A 15,093-nucleotide genomic window follows, 5' to 3' on the forward strand; every position below is an offset into this window, starting at 1 on the left:
GCACCGCCTGTGCACGGGGGCGGTGTCCGGCGCGAGTCCTGACCGTGACCTCATCGGGACCGTAACCGCCCAACGTCCTGGCCCCCTCGGGCGTCGAAGGAGCGTCAGTCGTCCACGAGGACGGCCCAGCGACAGCCCTCGGGGGGAATCCGCCAGATGAACACCCTGCGCACACGCCGTACCCACCCTGCACCACGCTCCGTACGACCTGTTCAGGCCCTGTCGGGCCTGCTCCTCGCCGCGGCACTCGCACTCACCGGCTGCAGCATGGGCGCCGGCGACTCCAGCACGGCCGGCGACTCGGCCGGCTCTGCCGAGAAGGCCGCTCCGGGCGCCCTGGAGGACCAGGCCGCGGCGGAGAGTAAACCGGGCGCCAAGGCGAGTAAGGCGCCCCAGGCGGCCACCGGTCCACACATCATCCGCACCGTCTCCGTCTCCGTGCAGGTCAAGGACGTACGGAAGGCCCTGGCCAAGGTCCGCACCACCACGGAGAACGCGGGCGGTTTCGTCGGCAGCGAGACGACGACCCTGGGCGAGGAGGAGGGCAGCGAGACCACCGACGTCGTCCTGCGCGTGCCCGTCGCCGAGTACGAACAGGTCCTCGCCGACCTGGAGGGCACGGGCAAGCTTCTGCACCGGGAGGCGCAGGCGAAGGACGTCACCGAAGAGGTCGTCGATGTGGAGAGCCGCATCACGACACAGCGTGCCAGCGTCAACCGCATCCGTGAGCTGATGGACAAGGCCACCAAACTCTCCGACGTGGTCACCCTGGAGGGCGAGTTGAGCAGCCGTCAGGCCGACCTGGAGTCGCTGCTCGCCCGTCAGTCCTCCCTCAAGGACCGCACGACCCTGGCCACGATCAACCTCTCCCTGTCCGAGAACCCGGTGAACGCGTCCGGCGAGGACGACGACCCGGGCTTCCTGGACGCCCTCTCGGGTGGCTGGAACGCGTTCGTGGCGACACTGCACTGGATCCTGGTGGCGATCGCCGCGGTACTCCCGTTCGCGGCGCTGGCGGCCCTGCTGGTGTTCGTCTGGCTGCGTCTCGCCCGCAACCGCCGATCGGGCCACGCCCCGGCGACGGTCACGGGCCCGGAACCGATGACCTCCTTTCCGCCGGTTCGCCCGGCGCAGTCGAAGGGCCCGGAACAGGACTGAAATGCCGGGCCCCCGTAGCGTGTTCGTATGAGCATGAGCGATGGCCGTACGAGGGACACGAACCGTGGGACCGAGCGTCTGGTCGTGATCGGCGGCGACGCGGCGGGCATGTCCGCCGCGTCGCAGGCGCGCCGTCTCAAGGGCCCCGACGAGCTGGAGATCGTGGCCTTCGAACGCGGGCACTTCACCTCGTACTCGGCTTGCGGCATCCCCTACTGGGTGGGCGGCGACGTCTCCGAACGGGACCAGCTCATCGCCCGTACGCCCGAGGAGCACCGGTCCCGCGACATCGACCTGCGGATGCGTACGGAGGTCACGGAGATCGACGTCCAAGGCGGCCGGGTACGCGCCCGTGACCTGGAGACGGGCGCCGAGTCATGGACGTCGTACGACAAACTGGTGATCGCCACGGGTGCCCGCCCCATCCGCCCACCGCTGCCGGGTGTGGACGCTCCCGGGGTGCACGGCGTGCAGACCCTGGACGACGGCCAGGCGCTCCTGGACACCCTGGCCGGCACCAAGGGCCGGCGTGCGGTGGTGGTCGGCGCGGGCTACATCGGTGTGGAGATGGCCGAGGCGCTCATCAACCGCGGTTACGAGGTGACGGTCGTCAACCGCGGCCAGGAACCGATGTCCACGCTCGACCCGGACATGGGCCGCCTGGTGCACCGGGCCATGGAGGGGCTGGGCATCACCATGGTGAACGACGCCGAGGTCACCAAGGTCCTCACGGGCGACGACGGCCGGGTGCGCGCGATCGCCACGGAGGACGCCGAGTACCCGGCGGACGTGGTCGTGCTGGGCATCGGCGTCCACCCCGAGACGACGCTCGCACGGACGGCGGGGCTCCCCGTGGGCGACCACGGCGGCCTCCTCACCGACCTGGCGATGCGGGTGCGCGGCCACGAGACCATCTGGGCGGGCGGCGACTGTGTCGAGGTCCTGGACCTCGTCTCCGGCCGGGAACGGCACATCGCCCTGGGCACGCACGCCAACAAGCACGGCCAGGTCATCGGCGCGAACGTCGGCGGCGACTACGCCACCTTCCCCGGGGTGGTCGGCACCGCCGTGAGCAAGGTCTGCGACCTGGAGATCGCCCGCACCGGCCTGCGCGAGAAGGACGCCCACCGCGCCGGCCTCCGCTTCGAAACGGTCACCATCGAGTCGACGAGCCGCGCGGGCTACTACCCCGGCGCGGCCCTGATGACGGTCAAAATGCTCGCCGAACACCGCACAGGCCGCCTCCTCGGCGTCCAGATCGTCGGCCGCGAGGGCGCGGCAAAACGAGTCGACATCGCGGCAGTAGCCCTCACAGCAGGCATGACGGTGGAACAGATGACTGCCCTGGACCTGGGCTATGCCCCACCATTTTCCCCCGTCTGGGACCCAGTACTGGTAGCGGCAAGAAAAGCAGCCACGGCGGTACGCAAGGGAGCTTTCTAAGAGGCGCACAGGTCACCCACCCAGGGGCGCGGGGAACTGCGCGACAAGCCACACACGGCCCGCACCCGGCAACCAACCGCACCCCCTATGGCGCTACGCCGTCCCATTGATCCGATCAATAGCCTGCCGAGCCTGCTCCCCCGGCGGCCGAGAAGGCAACGAAGACACAGATGCCGAAGCCGCCACAGACGGCGGCGCCTGCGCCGCTGCCGGCTTCGCGTGCGCACCCAACCCACTCGACCGCAACCGATGACTCACCGCCTCGTCGAGCGACACCGGCCGCTGCATCTGCGTGGCCAGCCGCCCCGCCTCCTGGCCGAGCCGGGCCACGTCCTCCCAGGGCAGGTGGACCACCAGGGCCAGTTCGGCCTCTCCGTTCGGCAGAGCCTGCATCGGAGGAGTAACTCGGTCGTTCATTCGCCTGTTCCTCACGTCGTCCCCGCGACCCGCCTTCACCGTGCCACGGACGTTGAGGACAGATACGGACACACGCACAGCCGCGTTCACCGGTTCACCGGTTCACGGGGCGCATCGGGGGCACTACTTCCTTGTGGTCATCCCCGTCCATGACGTGAACCCCGCAAGCCGCACCCCTTGGGTCACGTACGCGCTGATCGCCGCCAACGTCCTCGTGTTCCTCTCCATGCCCGGCACCACGGGCTCGGTGACGGGCGAGAGCGGTCTGGCACAGCTGTGCCACCTCCAGGCCTTCCTGGACCACTACGCCGCCGTGCCCCAGGAACTGATCCACCACCAGATGCCCCGTCTGGTGCCGACAGGCGACGTCGGGCTCGGCTCCGGCGGACCGGGCTGCGTGCTCGGCCCGCCCGCCTACGACAAGTCGCCCGCCCTGTCCGTGTTCACGGCGTTGTTCCTGCACGGCGGCTGGCTGCACCTGCTGGGCAACATGCTGTTCCTGCTGATCTTCGGCAACAACATCGAGGACCGCCTCGGTCACGTGCGCTACGCGCTCTTCTACGTCGTCTGCGGCTACGCGGCGTCGTACGGCTTCGCGCTTCTCAACGCCGGCTCGGGCGACCCCTTGATCGGCGCCTCGGGGGCGATCGCCGGTGTCCTGGGCGCCTATCTGGTGCTGTTCCCGAAGGCCAGGGTGTGGGTCCTCGTTCCGTTCCTGGTCTTCCTGCCGCTGCGGCTGCCGGCCTGGCTGGTGCTGGGCTTCTGGTTCGTGCTGCAGGCGGTGTACTCGTCCGGCGAGGGCGTCTCCGAGGCCGGCACCGTGGCGTACGCGGCGCACATCGTCGGCTTCCTCGCGGGCATGGTGCTCGCCTGGCCGCTCAGGGCAGGCACCCCGCCGCCGCCCGAGCCGGGCCGCCTGCTGTGGGGCAGGCAGGCACGGCATACGTGGTGACGGGCGCCGGCCCGTGACTCAGCGGGCGGTGTTCGTGTGGACGTACTCCACGAGCCGCGTCAGGGCGTCCGGGGGTGTGTCCGGCATGACGCCGTGGCCGAGGTTGAAGATGTGGCCCTCCAGGCCCTTCGCCGAGTCGAGGACTTCCCGGGTCTTGGCCTCGACGGCCTCGGTGGAGGCGAACAGAACCGTCGGGTCGAGGTTGCCCTGGAGTGCCTTGCCGTGGCCGACGCGACGGGCGGCCTCGTCGAGCGGGACGCGCCAGTCGACGCCCATGACGTCCACACCGGCCTCGCTCATGGGGGCGAGCAGTTCGCCGGTGCCGACGCCGAAGTGGATGCGCGGCACGCCGTACCCCTCGACGGCCTTGAAGACCTTCTGGGAGGCGGGGAGCACCGAGCGGCGGTAGTCGGCCGGGGCGAGGGCGCCGGCCCAGGAGTCGAACAGCTGGACGGCGGCGGCACCCGCCTCGATCTGGACCTTGAGGAAGGCGGCCGTGATGTCGGCGAGGCGGTCGAGGAGGTCGGCCCAGAGCTGCGGGTCGCCGTACATGATCGCCTTGGCGTTCTCGTACGTCCGCGACGGGCCGCCCTCGACGAGGTAGCTCGCGAGGGTGAAGGGCGCGCCGGCGAAGCCGATGAGCGGGGTCGAGCCGAGCTCGCGGGTGAGCAGGCCGATGGCCTCGGTGACGTAACCGACGTCCTCGGGGGTGAGGTCGCGGAGCTGGGCGAGGTCCGCGCGGGTGCGGATCGGCTTCTCGACGACCGGGCCGACGCCGGGCTTGATGTCGAGGTCGACGCCGATGGCCTTGAGCGGGACGACGATGTCGCTGAAGTAGATCGCCGCGTCCACGTTGTGCCGGCGCACCGGCTGGAGCGTGATCTCGGTGACCAGCTCGGGCCGGGTGCAGGACTCGAGCATCGGGATGCCCGCGCGGACCTTGCGGTACTCGGGCAGGGAGCGCCCGGCCTGCCGCATGAACCACACGGGGGTGTGCGGCACCGGCTCGCGTCTGCACGCCTTCAGGAAGGCGGAATCCTTCACTGCGTCGGGCGTAGTCGCTGACTGCTGGTCGCCTGCGGGGCTCTGGTTCGCGCTCACGACCCAAAGTCTCGCACGCCCCGCTGACACTCCCGCGAACAGCCCCACTGAGGGCCGCGGCCGGGACTGTGGTCCGTCCCACGGGTGTTCCTCCCCGCACGAAGGCTCCGTTCCCCTTAATCTTCCCGGCATGGCTGCGGCTCAGGGACGACTGTCGGACGGCGCTGGCGGAATGGACGACGCGAAGGAGGGGGACCGGAATGCGGGGGAGGCGGCTCCGTTGCCCTTCCGGGCTGCCGTCGACGCATTGCGGTCCGCGCGGCTGAGGCCGCAGATCGAGATCGAGCCGACGCGGGCGCCCCAGCGCCTGGCGCCGTTCGCGTACGCCCTGGAGGCGGCGGTCGTCGACGGCGAGGAGGATCTGGCCGACGGCCGGCTCGTCCTGCTGCACGACCCGGCCGGGCACGACGCCTGGCAGGGCTCCTTCCGGCTGGTGACGCTGGTCCGCGCCGAGCTGGAGCCCGAGATGGCCGCCGACCCGCTGCTGCCGGACGTGTGCTGGTCCTGGCTGACCGGGGCGCTCCAGGCACGCGGACTGTCGTACGGCGAGGCGAGCGGCACCGTCACGCGCGCGAGTTCGCACTATTTCGGCGGGATGTCGGAGCGGCCGGCCGCGTCCCAGATCGAGATCCGTGCCTCCTGGACGCCCCGCGAGGGCCTCGGCGGCGTCCCGGACACGGCGTCCCACCTCGCCTCCTGGTGCGACCTGCTCGCCCAGATCGCGGGCCTGCCGCCGGCCGGCCCCGGGGACGCGTCGATCGTGACGCTCCCGCAGCGGCGGGGACCCCAGTCCCGCTGACTCCCGCCACCTCCTCTCGCACACGGTGCGGTCCCCGTACGGGGACCGCACCGTTTCCGTTTCCGGTATCGGCACGCCGTCTTTAGTAGCTCTTTGTCGATACGGCCACTTTCGGCCGCGTATCGACGCAGAGCGAAACCGTTCGATCTTCGGATGATCGATCGCGTGTCCGAATTGCACGGATTGTTACTCACCAGATCGTGATCTTTCTCTAAAGGAGCACAGGTTTGATGCCGAAGACCTCTGTGACCTTGAAAGCACGGTTGGTCCGGCTTCACCCCCAGAGCCGGTAGCCGTCCCGCACTCCAGGAGGCCTGGTGTCCGTTCTTCTTGAGCAGCCCGCAAGCCTGGTCGCCTACCGCCCGAACAAGCCGACCGCCATGGTGGTCGTGGCCGACCCGCGCGTCCGCTCCACCGTCACCCGCCATCTATGGGCGCTCGGTGTACGCGATGTGATCGAGGCCTCGTCCATCGCGGAGGCTCGTCCCCGCATCGGCAACCCCCGCGACATCTGCGTCGCCGACGTCCACCTGCCCGACGGCAGCGGGCTCACCCTGCTGTCCGAGACCCGCGCCGCGGGCTGGCCCAACGGCCTGGCCCTGTCCGCCGCCGACGACATCGGAGCCGTACGCAACGCCCTCGCGGGCGGTGTGAAGGGTTACGTCGTCACCGGCACCCGCAACAACGTCGGGCTTCCCACCCGGCCGGGCGCCGCCCCCATCGGTGCCGGCGCCCGTATGCACCGCCGCCCCCCGGGTGCCCCGAGCCACCCGGGCGGCTACCGCGAGCTGTCCGGCCGCGAGGTCGAGGTCCTGCGACTGGTCGCGGAGGGGCAGTCGAACAAGGCGATCGGCGTCTCCATGGGCCTGTCCGCACTGACCGTCAAGAGCCACCTCGCCCGTATCGCCCGCAAGCTCGGCACGGGCGACCGCGCCGGGATGGTGGCGGTGGCCCTGCGGACCGGGATCATCCACTGACCACTGACGACCACTTCTGGCCGAGATCACCGACCGAATTCACTGACACGTGTGACACGTGACCGGTTTACGACCCCAAGGCGCCCGTCGACGGAACGTTCCGTCGGCGGGCGCCTTCCATACACAGATACCCTTGACAGGTGACCGAAGCCCAAGAGACCGCAGCAGACAGCTCACTGCGAACCACCGGAGGCGCTCCTCCGGACGACAACGGATCTTCTGAGGCTCCGGCGCCCATCCCACTCCTCGAACCCCGTGACGGAATTCCGCCTGTCGTCACCGACGAGAACGCGCTCGCCGAAGTGATCGCCGCGTTCGCCGCGGGCAGCGGCCCTGTCGCCGTGGACGCCGAACGCGCGTCCGGTTACCGCTACGGACAGCGCGCCTATCTGGTGCAGCTGCGCCGCGAGGGCGCCGGCACCGCACTCATCGACCCCGTCGCCTGCCCCGACCTGTCGGGCCTCGGCGAGGCGCTCGGCGGCGTGGAATGGGTACTGCACGCCGCCACGCAGGACCTGCCTTGTCTGCGTGAAATAGGTATGGTCCCCGCCCACCTGTTCGACACCGAGCTGGCCGGACGACTGGCCGGGTTCCCCCGCGTCGGCCTGGGCGCGATGGTCGAGGGCGTCCTGGGCTTCGTACTCGAAAAGGGCCACTCCGCGGTCGACTGGTCGACCCGGCCGCTGCCCGAGCCCTGGCTGCGGTATGCGGCGCTTGACGTCGAACTCCTGGTCGACCTGCGGGACGCCCTGGAGAAGGAGCTTGACCGGCAGGGCAAGCTGGACTGGGCCCGGCAGGAGTTCGACGCGATCGCGTCGGCCCCGCCGCCCGAGCCGCGCAAGGACCCGTGGCGCCGTACGTCCGGCATGCACAAGGTGCGTCGGCGCCGGCAACTCGCCGTCGTACGGGAGCTGTGGGAGACCCGGGACGGGATCGCCCAGCGCCGGGACGTGTCGCCGGGCAAGGTCCTGTCCGACGCGGCCATCGTCGAGGCCGCGCTCGCCGTGCCGGCCAACGTGCACGCGCTGGCCGGGCTGACCGGTTTCGGGCATCGGATGGGGCGGCGTCAGCTGGAGCAGTGGCAGGCTGCCGTGGATCGCGTGAAGACGCTGACCGACGCACAGTTGCCCCAGCCGGGGCAGCCTGTGATCGGGCCTCCGCCGCCGCGGGCCTGGGCCGACAAGGACCCGGTGGCCGCGGCTCGGCTGTCCGCCGCGCGGGCCGGGGTTTCCGCGCTGGCCGAGCAGCTGAACATGCCTCAGGAGAATCTGATCACTCCGGACACGGTGCGAAGGGTCTGCTGGGAGCCGCCTGTTCCGGTGGACGCGGAGTCCGTGGCTACCGCCCTTGCGGGGTACGGGGCTCGGGCCTGGCAGGTGGAGCAGGTGACGCCGGTTCTGGTGGAGGCGCTGTCCGCCGAGGTGGCGTAGGGGTCTGTTGGCGGGTGCGGGTCCGCTGTGGCTGATCGCGCCCACGCGGCGGAGCCGCACATTGATACAGCCCCGCGCCCCTAAAAACTCACCTCGTCGCGCCCTTCATGAAGCCGTTGTAGATGAAGCGCTGCAGGAACAGGAAAGCGATCAGTGTCGGCAGGATGACCAGTACCGCTCCTGCCGAGATCGTCTCCCAGTGGGCCGCGAAGGGGCCCTTGAAGCGGAAAAGGGACGTCGAAATCACGCCAAGATCTTCGGACGGCATGTACAGGAAGGGGATGTAGAAGTCGTTGTAGACGGTGATCCCCTTCACGATCACCACGGTCGCGATCGCCGGTTTGAGGAGCGGGAAGATGATCTTCCGGTAGATCGTGAAGGCGTTCGCTCCGTCGAGGCGTGCGGACTCGTCCAGGGAGATCGGGATCGACCGGACGAACTGCAGGAAGATGTAGATCGACACGATGTCGGTGCCCATGTAGAGCGCGATCGGCGCCCAGAGGGTGTCGAACATGCCGAAGCTGTTGACGATCTGGAAGGTCGCCACCTGGGTCGTGACGCCGGGGACCAGGGTCGCGACCAGGAACAGGGCGATCACCAGCTTCCGGAAGCGGAAGGTGAAGCGGTCGATCGCGTACGCCGTCATCGAACCGATGAGAACGGTTCCGGTGACCGCGAACAGCAGGATGAAGGACGTGTTGGCGAACGCGGACAGCATCTCGCCGTCCTGGAACGCCGTCACGTAGTTGTCGAAGTTCAGGAAGTCGCCCGGCAGTGTGAGCGCCCCGCTGTCGTCCGCCATCTCCTGCTCGGACTTGAGCGAGGTCAGGACGATCACGCCCAGCGGCAGCAGGACGACCACCGTCGCGAGGATCAGGGACAGGTACACGAACGTACGGGCAACCGCTCGGCGCGTCATACGAGGTCCACCCTGTCGTCCGGAACGAGCCGCCGCTGCAACCAGGTCACGGCCAGCACGATCAGCAGCAGTACGACGGCCGCCGCCGAGGCCAGCCCCGTCTTGTTGAACTGGAACGCCAGCTTCACCGTCTGGATCACGAACGTCTCGGTGCCGGTCGCCCCGCCGGTCATGATGTACGGGATCTCGAAGACAGCCAGCGAGCCCGAGATCGACAGGATCACGCTCAGACTCAGCACCGGTTTGATGCCCGGCGCGATGATGTACCGGAACTGGTGCCAGCGGTTCGCGCCGTCGAGTTCGGCGGCCTCGTACAACTCCCCGGGGATGGACTGGATCGCGCCCAGAAACAGCACGAAGTTCAGGCCCGTGTAGCGCCAGACGGAGACGCCGGCGAGGGAGGTGTTCGCCGACTCCGGCGTGCCCAGCCAGGCGTGGTCCGTGTGGACGCCGAACACGCCCAGCACCGAGTCGAGGGTGCCGCCGTCCTGGAAGAAGTAGAGGAACACGAAGCCGATGGCGACCCCGTTGATCAGGTACGGGAAGAACAGCACGCCCTTGAAGAAGTTCCGGAAGCGGACGTTGAAGCTCAGGACCGTCGCGAAGTAGAGCGCGGCGGCGATCTGGAGCGCGGAGGCGGCCAGGTAGTAGCCGCTGACGAAGAACACCTCGAACAGCTCGGGGCGCGTGAGGAGTTCGGTGTAGTTCTCGGTGCCCGTGTAGTGCAGTTCGGGGCTGACGCCGTCCCAGTCGGTGAAGCTGTACGCGACCATGTTGACGATCGGCGCGTAGGTGAAGACCAGCAGAAGCGCGAGCGGGGCGACCAGGAACAGCCAGGGGGTCAGGCCCCGTAACAGGCGTGCCCTGCGCGGACGTCGAGGTGGCAGTGATTCGGTGCCCGCCGGCGCGGGCGGCGCTCCCTTCGCCCGCGCCGACGTTCGCGCCGCCGTACCGGCCTCGGTCGTGTCCGTCACTGCGACCCCACGGACTGCTGTGCCTCGGTCCAGCGCTTGGTGAGGTCTCCGAGGAAGTCGTCGAGGCTGCCCTTGCGGGCGCCCCGGGCCAGGTCGACGAGATCCTGACGGTAGTCGGGGCCGTAGATGCCGACCTCCGACTCGGTGTCGACGAGCTTGAGCCGGGCTCCGTCGGCGTCGTCGACCTCGATGAACTTCACCCCGGCGTCCTCGTACGGCTGCATCACGGCGGGCAGCGGGGCGTCCTTGAGCGGGGAGATGGCCAGGTTGTCGTCCGCGTAACCGGACTTGTCGGTGAACCAGTCGATCCAGGCGCGGGCCGCCGCCTTGTGCTCGGAGTGGACGTTGACGGCCTGGTTGTAGTCGGGGCCGACAACCGCGCAGAACTTGCCGTCCACCTGGGCCGGGAACGGCATGAACCCGATGTCGGCGGGGTCGACGCCGGCCTTCTTGGCCGCGTCCTGGAACTGGACGATCGCCCAGGTGCCGAGCCACTGGGTGGCGATCTTCCCCTTGGCCAACTGAGGCTTGGACGCCTCCCAGTTGGTGGTCGTCGGGTCCTTCTCGGCGAGCCCGTCGTGCACGATGTCGTAAAGCAGCGTGTCGCCGACGCGCAGGTCGGCGTCCTTCGCCCACGGGTCGCTCTCGACCAGTTTCGTCGTCGCCCCGGTGTCGCAGTTGACCGAGCCGTTGACGTACGTCCATGACGTGAGCGGCCACTGGGCGGCGAAGTTGGTGTAGTACGGGTCCGCGTCCGTCTTGGACTTGATCGCCTTCAGAGCGGTCAGGAACTCGGCGGGTGTGGTGGGCCAGTCGGTGACCCCGGCCTCCTGCCAGGTCTTCTTGTTGTAGACGAACCCGGGCGTCACGCCGACCGGGCTCTGGCCGTAGACCTTGCCGTCGACCGTGGTGGTGTCGGTGAAGCGGTACTTCTTGGCGCGCTCGGACTCGGTGCCGAGCGAGGCGAAGAACTTCGGGTAGTCGCTCTTCTTGATCACCGCGGGGATCAGCAGCACATCGCCGTAGTTCTCCGTGTTCATACGGATCTTGACTTCGGCCTCGTAGTTGGTGAGCGCCTCGAACTCGACCTTCACCTTGGGATACGTCTTGCGGAAGTCGTCGGCGTACTTCTTCATCGTGCCGTCCTGCACGAGGTCGGTCCGTACGGTCAGGACCTTGATGGTTCCGCTCACTTTTGACGGATCGTCAGCCGCCTTGGCGTCAGCGCCCTTCGAGGTTCCTCCGGTTCCGGTGCACGCGGAGAGCAGCAGGCCGGCGGTGAGGAGTGCGGGAATCGTACGGCGGTTCATGTGCATCAGCTCCGTTCGGGACGGACGAGCACTACAGGGATGGCTGATTCGGCACTCTGACACCACTTACTGAACCGGTAAAGTCCCTATTTCGCCAAGGGTGCCACCATGTTTTCCGCGCTTGACCCACGCGGGAATGGAACGGTTTAGGGAGTGCGCATGCTGGAGGCCACACCGCTCACCGAGGGCTGGACCGTGCGGCACGAGGGGAGCGAACTTCCCGCCACCGTCCCAGGATGCGTGCACACCGACCTGTTGGCGGCGGGTGTCGTCCCGGACCCCTTCATCGGCCAAAGCGAGGCCGCGGTGGCGTGGGTGGGGCGTCGGGAGTGGACGTACGAGACTGATCTGACCGGCCTGGCGAACGGGTCCGTCCAGGAACAGACCGATCTGGTCTTCGACGGGCTCGACACAGCCGCCGAGATCCTGCTCGACGGTCAACTCCTGGGCCGGGTACGGAACATGCACCGCTCGTACCGGTTCGACGTGACCGGCATGACAGGGCGGCTGTCCGTGCGGTTCGCGTCCGCCTACGCCGAGGCGGAGGCCGTGCGCGAGCGGCTGGGCGAGCGGCCCGGCGCCTATGCCGAGCCCTACCAGTACATCCGGAAGATGGCGTGCTCCTTCGGCTGGGACTGGGGTCCCACGCTGGTCACCGCCGGGATCTGGCGGCCGGTGCGTCTGGAGCACTGGTCGACGGCCCGGATCGCGCAGGTGCGGCCCGAGGTGACGGTCGACGAACACGGCTTGGGGCGCGTCCGGTTGGCAGTCGAGGTGGAGCGCACCCGCGTCGAGGCCGGGCTCACGCTGGAGGCCCTGATCCGGGGCGGTGACGGCAGTGAGGTTCGGGTGCGGGGCCCGGTCGACGGGACCAGTGGTGTCGTACGGCTGGAAGTGCCGGACGTGGAACTGTGGTGGCCGCGCGGGTACGGGGCACAGCCGCTGTACGACGCCGAGTTGACGCTCCGTCATGGTGACGTCCCGCTGGACGGCTGGCGGCGGCGGGTCGGGTTCCGGACCGTTCTCCTGGACACGTCCACCGACGCCCACGGGACCGGGTTCACCCTGGTCGTCAACGGGGAGCGGCTGTTCGCGCGGGGCGTCAACTGGATCCCGGACGACGTGTTCCCGTCCCGGATCACCCGGGAGCGGTACCGGGCGCGGCTCGCGCAGGCGGCCGGCGCCGGTGTGGACCTCGTGCGCGTGTGGGGCGGCGGGATCTACGAGAGCGAGGACTTCTACGACGCCTGCGACGAGTTGGGGCTGCTGGTCTGGCAGGACTTCCCGTTCGCGTGCGCCGCCTATCCCGAGGAGCAGCCGCTGCGGGGTGAGGTGGAGGCGGAGGCCCGGGAGAACGTCGTACGGCTGATGCCGCATCCCTCGCTCGTGCTGTGGAACGGGAACAACGAGAACCTGTGGGGCTTCAAGGACTGGGGCTGGGAGCAGCGGCTGTCCGGGGAGTCGTGGGGTGAGGGGTACTACCTGGGCGTACTGCCGCGTGTGGTGGCCGAGTTGGACCCGACGCGGCCGTACTCGGCGGGCAGTCCGTGGTCCGGGTCCTGGGAGCGGCATCCGAACGATCCGGCGCACGGTACGCATCACTCGTGGGAGGTGTGGAACCGGGACGACTATGCCGACTACCGGCTCGAAGTCCCGCGCTTCGTGGCCGAGTTCGGATGGCAGGCACCGCCCGCGTACGCCACCCTGCGGCGCGCCCTGCCGGGTGAGCGGCTCGCCGCCGACTCCCCCGGCATGCTGCACCACCAGAAGGCCGACGACGGGAACGGGAAGCTGGAGCGCGGGCTCGCCCGGCATTTCCCTTTGCCGGAGGGGGACTTCGACCGGTGGCACTACCTCACCCAGGTCAACCAGGCCCGTGCCGTGGCCGCCGGGATCGAGCACTGGCGCTCGCACTGGCCGGTGTGCGCCGGGACGATCGTGTGGCAGCTCAACGACTGCTGGCCGGTGACGTCCTGGGCGGCGATCGACGGGGACGGGCGCGAGAAGCCGCTCTACCACGAGCTGCGGCGGCTGTACGCGGACCGGCTGCTCACTCTTCAAGTGCGGGGATCCGGGCTGGTGTTGGCCGTCGTCAATCAGTCGGCGGAGCGGTGGTCGGGGACGGTGGAGCTGCGGCGGATGTCGGTGGACGGGGGTGCGGTCGGGTCGGTGCGGGTCGGGTTCGTGGCGGAGCGGCGGGCGGTCGCCGAGGTGCGCGTACCCCGGGAACTGGAGCCGGTGGGGGCGAAGGAGTTCCTGGTCGCGGACGCGGGCTCGGACGCCGGTACGGAGGGGCTGCGGGCCCTGTATTTTCCGGTGCCGGACCGTGAAATCCCCTACCCCACACCAGAGTTCGACGTGAGTGTTGCTCCAGGGGCGGTCACGGTGACGGCTCGTACCCTCGTACGGGATCTCCTGTTGCAGGCGGACCGGCTGGACCCGGCGGCGCGGGCCGATCGTGGACTGGTGACCCTCTTGCCCGGGGAACAGGTGACCATCGGGGTGGGTAGCTGGGAGACTCCGGATGCCGAGACCGCCCGATCGGCCCTGTACTGCGTGGAGCCAGCACGATGACGGCATTGCCGACCCCTCGAGTCACCATCAAGGATGTCGCCGCGCGCGCCGGTGTGTCCAAGGGGGCCGTGTCCCTCGCGTTCAACCACAAACCGGGGCTCGCCGAGGCGACCCGGGACCGGATCTTCACCGCCGCCCGTGAGCTGGGCTGGGAGCCGAACCTCACCGCCCGGATGCTGGCCGGGGCCCGGGTGGACGTGGTGGGGCTGGCGATCTGCCGGCCGGCCCGGCTGCTCGGGCTCGAACCGTTCTACATGGAGTTCATCTCGGGCGTGGAGAGCGTACTGACCGAGCATTCGTGCTCGCTGCTGCTCAGGCTCGTACGGACCCTGGAGGAGGAGGTCGGGCTCCAGGAGTCCTGGTGGAAGGGGCGGCTCATCGGCGGGGCGATCCTGGTGGACCTCCGGGCCGACGACCCCCGGGTCCCGGCCGTCGAACGGCTCGGGATGCCCGCGGTCGCGGTCGGGCATCCGTCGCTCACCGGTGGGCTGACCTCGGTGTGGACCGACGACGCCACGGCCGTGACGGAGGCGGTGCGGTATCTCGCGGCGCTCGGGCACCGGCGGATCGCCCGAGTGGGGGGCGCGGCGGCGTTCGGGCACACGGCCATCCGTACGGCGGCCTTCGACGAGGCGGCCCGGGGGCTGGAGCTGGCCGGAGCGTCACAGGTGGCGACCGACTACTCCGGCGACGCGGGGGCCCGGGCCACCCGGTCGCTGCTGTCCGCCTCGGCGGCGGACCGGCCCACGGCGATCCTGTACGACAACGACATCATGGCCGTGGCGAGCCTGTCCGTGGCCGCGGAGATGGGGCTCGATGTCCCGGGGGACGTGTCGTTGCTGGCCTGGGACGATTCCCAGCTGTGCCGGTTGACGCGGCCCACGCTGTCGGCGATGAGCCATGACGTGCACGGGTTCGGGGCGGACGTCGCCCGGACGTTGTTCGGGGTGATCGCCGGGGGTGGGGGCGGGTCGCATCCGGTGGCTACGCCCGTACTTACCCCCCGGGGGTCTACTGCTCCGCCCAGGGGATGAGAGCT

Annotated in this window: 13 protein-coding genes; 8 read left to right on the forward strand and 5 right to left on the reverse strand. The window is 69.5% G+C overall.

Annotated elements, in window-relative coordinates:
- Nucleotides 1–156 precede the first annotated feature (156 nt).
- Together ACH4TV_RS24440 and ACH4TV_RS24445 are read left to right on the forward strand one after the other, a co-directional pair.
- Entirely contained in the window at nucleotides 157–1,158 is a 1,002-nt protein-coding gene (locus ACH4TV_RS24440) for a DUF4349 domain-containing protein (RefSeq protein ID WP_398401459.1), read from the forward strand.
- Between the two features lie 27 nt (nucleotides 1,159–1,185).
- Nucleotides 1,186–2,601, forward strand: a complete 1,416-nt coding sequence (locus tag ACH4TV_RS24445; protein WP_398401461.1) for an FAD-dependent oxidoreductase — start codon at nucleotides 1,186–1,188, stop codon at nucleotides 2,599–2,601.
- 93 nt (nucleotides 2,602–2,694) lie between these two features.
- Here the strand turns inward: ACH4TV_RS24445 and ACH4TV_RS24450 are convergent, their stop codons facing one another.
- The gene (locus ACH4TV_RS24450; protein WP_398401463.1) at nucleotides 2,695–3,018 is read right to left on the reverse strand and encodes a hypothetical protein; all 324 of its coding nucleotides are present in this window, start codon (nucleotides 3,016–3,018) and stop codon (nucleotides 2,695–2,697) included.
- A 133-nt stretch (nucleotides 3,019–3,151) separates the two neighbouring features.
- On the opposite strand from ACH4TV_RS24450, the gene ACH4TV_RS24455 reads away from it, so the two are divergent.
- Nucleotides 3,152–3,970, forward strand: a complete 819-nt coding sequence (locus tag ACH4TV_RS24455; protein WP_398401465.1) for a rhomboid family intramembrane serine protease — start codon at nucleotides 3,152–3,154, stop codon at nucleotides 3,968–3,970.
- An 18-nt stretch (nucleotides 3,971–3,988) separates the two neighbouring features.
- Here the strand turns inward: ACH4TV_RS24455 and hemE are convergent, their stop codons facing one another.
- Nucleotides 3,989–5,071 (reverse strand): uroporphyrinogen decarboxylase, encoded by a 1,083-nt coding sequence (hemE, locus tag ACH4TV_RS24460; RefSeq protein WP_398401467.1) that lies wholly within the window; start codon nucleotides 5,069–5,071, stop codon nucleotides 3,989–3,991.
- Between the two features lie 130 nt (nucleotides 5,072–5,201).
- Between hemE and ACH4TV_RS24465 the strand changes: the two genes are divergently transcribed.
- From ACH4TV_RS24465 to ACH4TV_RS24475, 3 genes are all read left to right on the forward strand, one after another.
- Nucleotides 5,202–5,870, forward strand: coding sequence for a DUF3000 domain-containing protein (locus tag ACH4TV_RS24465; RefSeq protein ID WP_398401469.1), 669 nt, complete (start codon nucleotides 5,202–5,204; stop codon nucleotides 5,868–5,870).
- Nucleotides 5,871–6,187: 317 nt separating this feature from the next.
- Nucleotides 6,188–6,847, forward strand: coding sequence for a LuxR C-terminal-related transcriptional regulator (locus ACH4TV_RS24470; protein WP_398401471.1), 660 nt, complete (start codon nucleotides 6,188–6,190; stop codon nucleotides 6,845–6,847).
- A 140-nt stretch (nucleotides 6,848–6,987) separates the two neighbouring features.
- Complete coding sequence (locus tag ACH4TV_RS24475; protein WP_398401473.1) at nucleotides 6,988–8,277, forward strand: ribonuclease D; 1,290 nt, start codon at nucleotides 6,988–6,990, stop codon at nucleotides 8,275–8,277.
- An 88-nt stretch (nucleotides 8,278–8,365) separates the two neighbouring features.
- On the opposite strand, the gene ACH4TV_RS24480 is transcribed toward ACH4TV_RS24475, so the two are convergent.
- Genes ACH4TV_RS24480 through ACH4TV_RS24490 form a run of 3 tightly spaced genes read right to left on the reverse strand, consistent with a single transcriptional unit; the run spans nucleotide 8,366 to nucleotide 11,480 of the window.
- A complete protein-coding gene (locus tag ACH4TV_RS24480; RefSeq protein WP_398401475.1) occupies nucleotides 8,366–9,196 on the reverse strand; it encodes a carbohydrate ABC transporter permease in 831 nt (276 codons plus the stop codon).
- Nucleotides 9,193–10,170, reverse strand: a complete 978-nt coding sequence (locus ACH4TV_RS24485; RefSeq protein ID WP_398401477.1) for a carbohydrate ABC transporter permease — start codon at nucleotides 10,168–10,170, stop codon at nucleotides 9,193–9,195. The genes ACH4TV_RS24480 and ACH4TV_RS24485 overlap by 4 nt, the downstream gene beginning before the upstream one ends.
- On the reverse strand, nucleotides 10,167–11,480 hold the full coding sequence (locus ACH4TV_RS24490; protein ID WP_398401479.1) for an extracellular solute-binding protein: 1,314 nt from the start codon (nucleotides 11,478–11,480) through the stop codon (nucleotides 10,167–10,169). Before ACH4TV_RS24490 ends, ACH4TV_RS24485 begins: the two co-directional genes overlap by 4 nt.
- Nucleotides 11,481–11,639: 159 nt before the next feature.
- Between ACH4TV_RS24490 and ACH4TV_RS24495 the strand changes: the two genes are divergently transcribed.
- Both ACH4TV_RS24495 and ACH4TV_RS24500 read left to right on the forward strand, forming a co-directional pair.
- Nucleotides 11,640–14,054, forward strand: a complete 2,415-nt coding sequence (locus ACH4TV_RS24495; RefSeq protein ID WP_398401482.1) for a glycoside hydrolase family 2 protein — start codon at nucleotides 11,640–11,642, stop codon at nucleotides 14,052–14,054.
- Nucleotides 14,051–15,088 carry a LacI family DNA-binding transcriptional regulator gene (locus ACH4TV_RS24500; protein WP_398401485.1) on the forward strand — a complete coding sequence of 346 codons (1,038 nt, stop codon included), beginning with the start codon at nucleotides 14,051–14,053 and terminating at the stop codon, nucleotides 15,086–15,088. Before ACH4TV_RS24495 ends, ACH4TV_RS24500 begins: the two co-directional genes overlap by 4 nt.
- The last annotated feature ends 5 nt before the right edge of the window (nucleotides 15,089–15,093 follow it).

This window comes from Streptomyces sp. NPDC020898, from assembly GCF_044333925.1.
Classification (GTDB): Bacteria; Actinomycetota; Actinomycetes; order Streptomycetales; family Streptomycetaceae; genus Streptomyces.

What these genes read in the sequence shown, in the direction of transcription:
- ACH4TV_RS24440 (WP_398401459.1), top strand. Translation starts at nt 157, where the DNA reads ATGAACACCCTGCGCACACGCCGTACCCACCCTGCACCACGCTCCGTA.
- ACH4TV_RS24445 (WP_398401461.1), top strand. Translation starts at nt 1,186, where the DNA reads ATGAGCATGAGCGATGGCCGTACGAGGGACACGAACCGTGGGACCGAG.
- ACH4TV_RS24450 (WP_398401463.1), bottom strand. Translation starts at nt 3,018, where the DNA reads ATGAACGACCGAGTTACTCCTCCGATGCAGGCTCTGCCGAACGGAGAG.
- ACH4TV_RS24465 (WP_398401469.1), top strand. Translation starts at nt 5,202, where the DNA reads ATGGCTGCGGCTCAGGGACGACTGTCGGACGGCGCTGGCGGAATGGAC.
- ACH4TV_RS24480 (WP_398401475.1), bottom strand. Translation starts at nt 9,196, where the DNA reads ATGACGCGCCGAGCGGTTGCCCGTACGTTCGTGTACCTGTCCCTGATC.
- ACH4TV_RS24490 (WP_398401479.1), bottom strand. Translation starts at nt 11,480, where the DNA reads ATGAACCGCCGTACGATTCCCGCACTCCTCACCGCCGGCCTGCTGCTC.
- ACH4TV_RS24495 (WP_398401482.1), top strand. Translation starts at nt 11,640, where the DNA reads ATGCTGGAGGCCACACCGCTCACCGAGGGCTGGACCGTGCGGCACGAG.
- ACH4TV_RS24500 (WP_398401485.1), top strand. Translation starts at nt 14,051, where the DNA reads ATGACGGCATTGCCGACCCCTCGAGTCACCATCAAGGATGTCGCCGCG.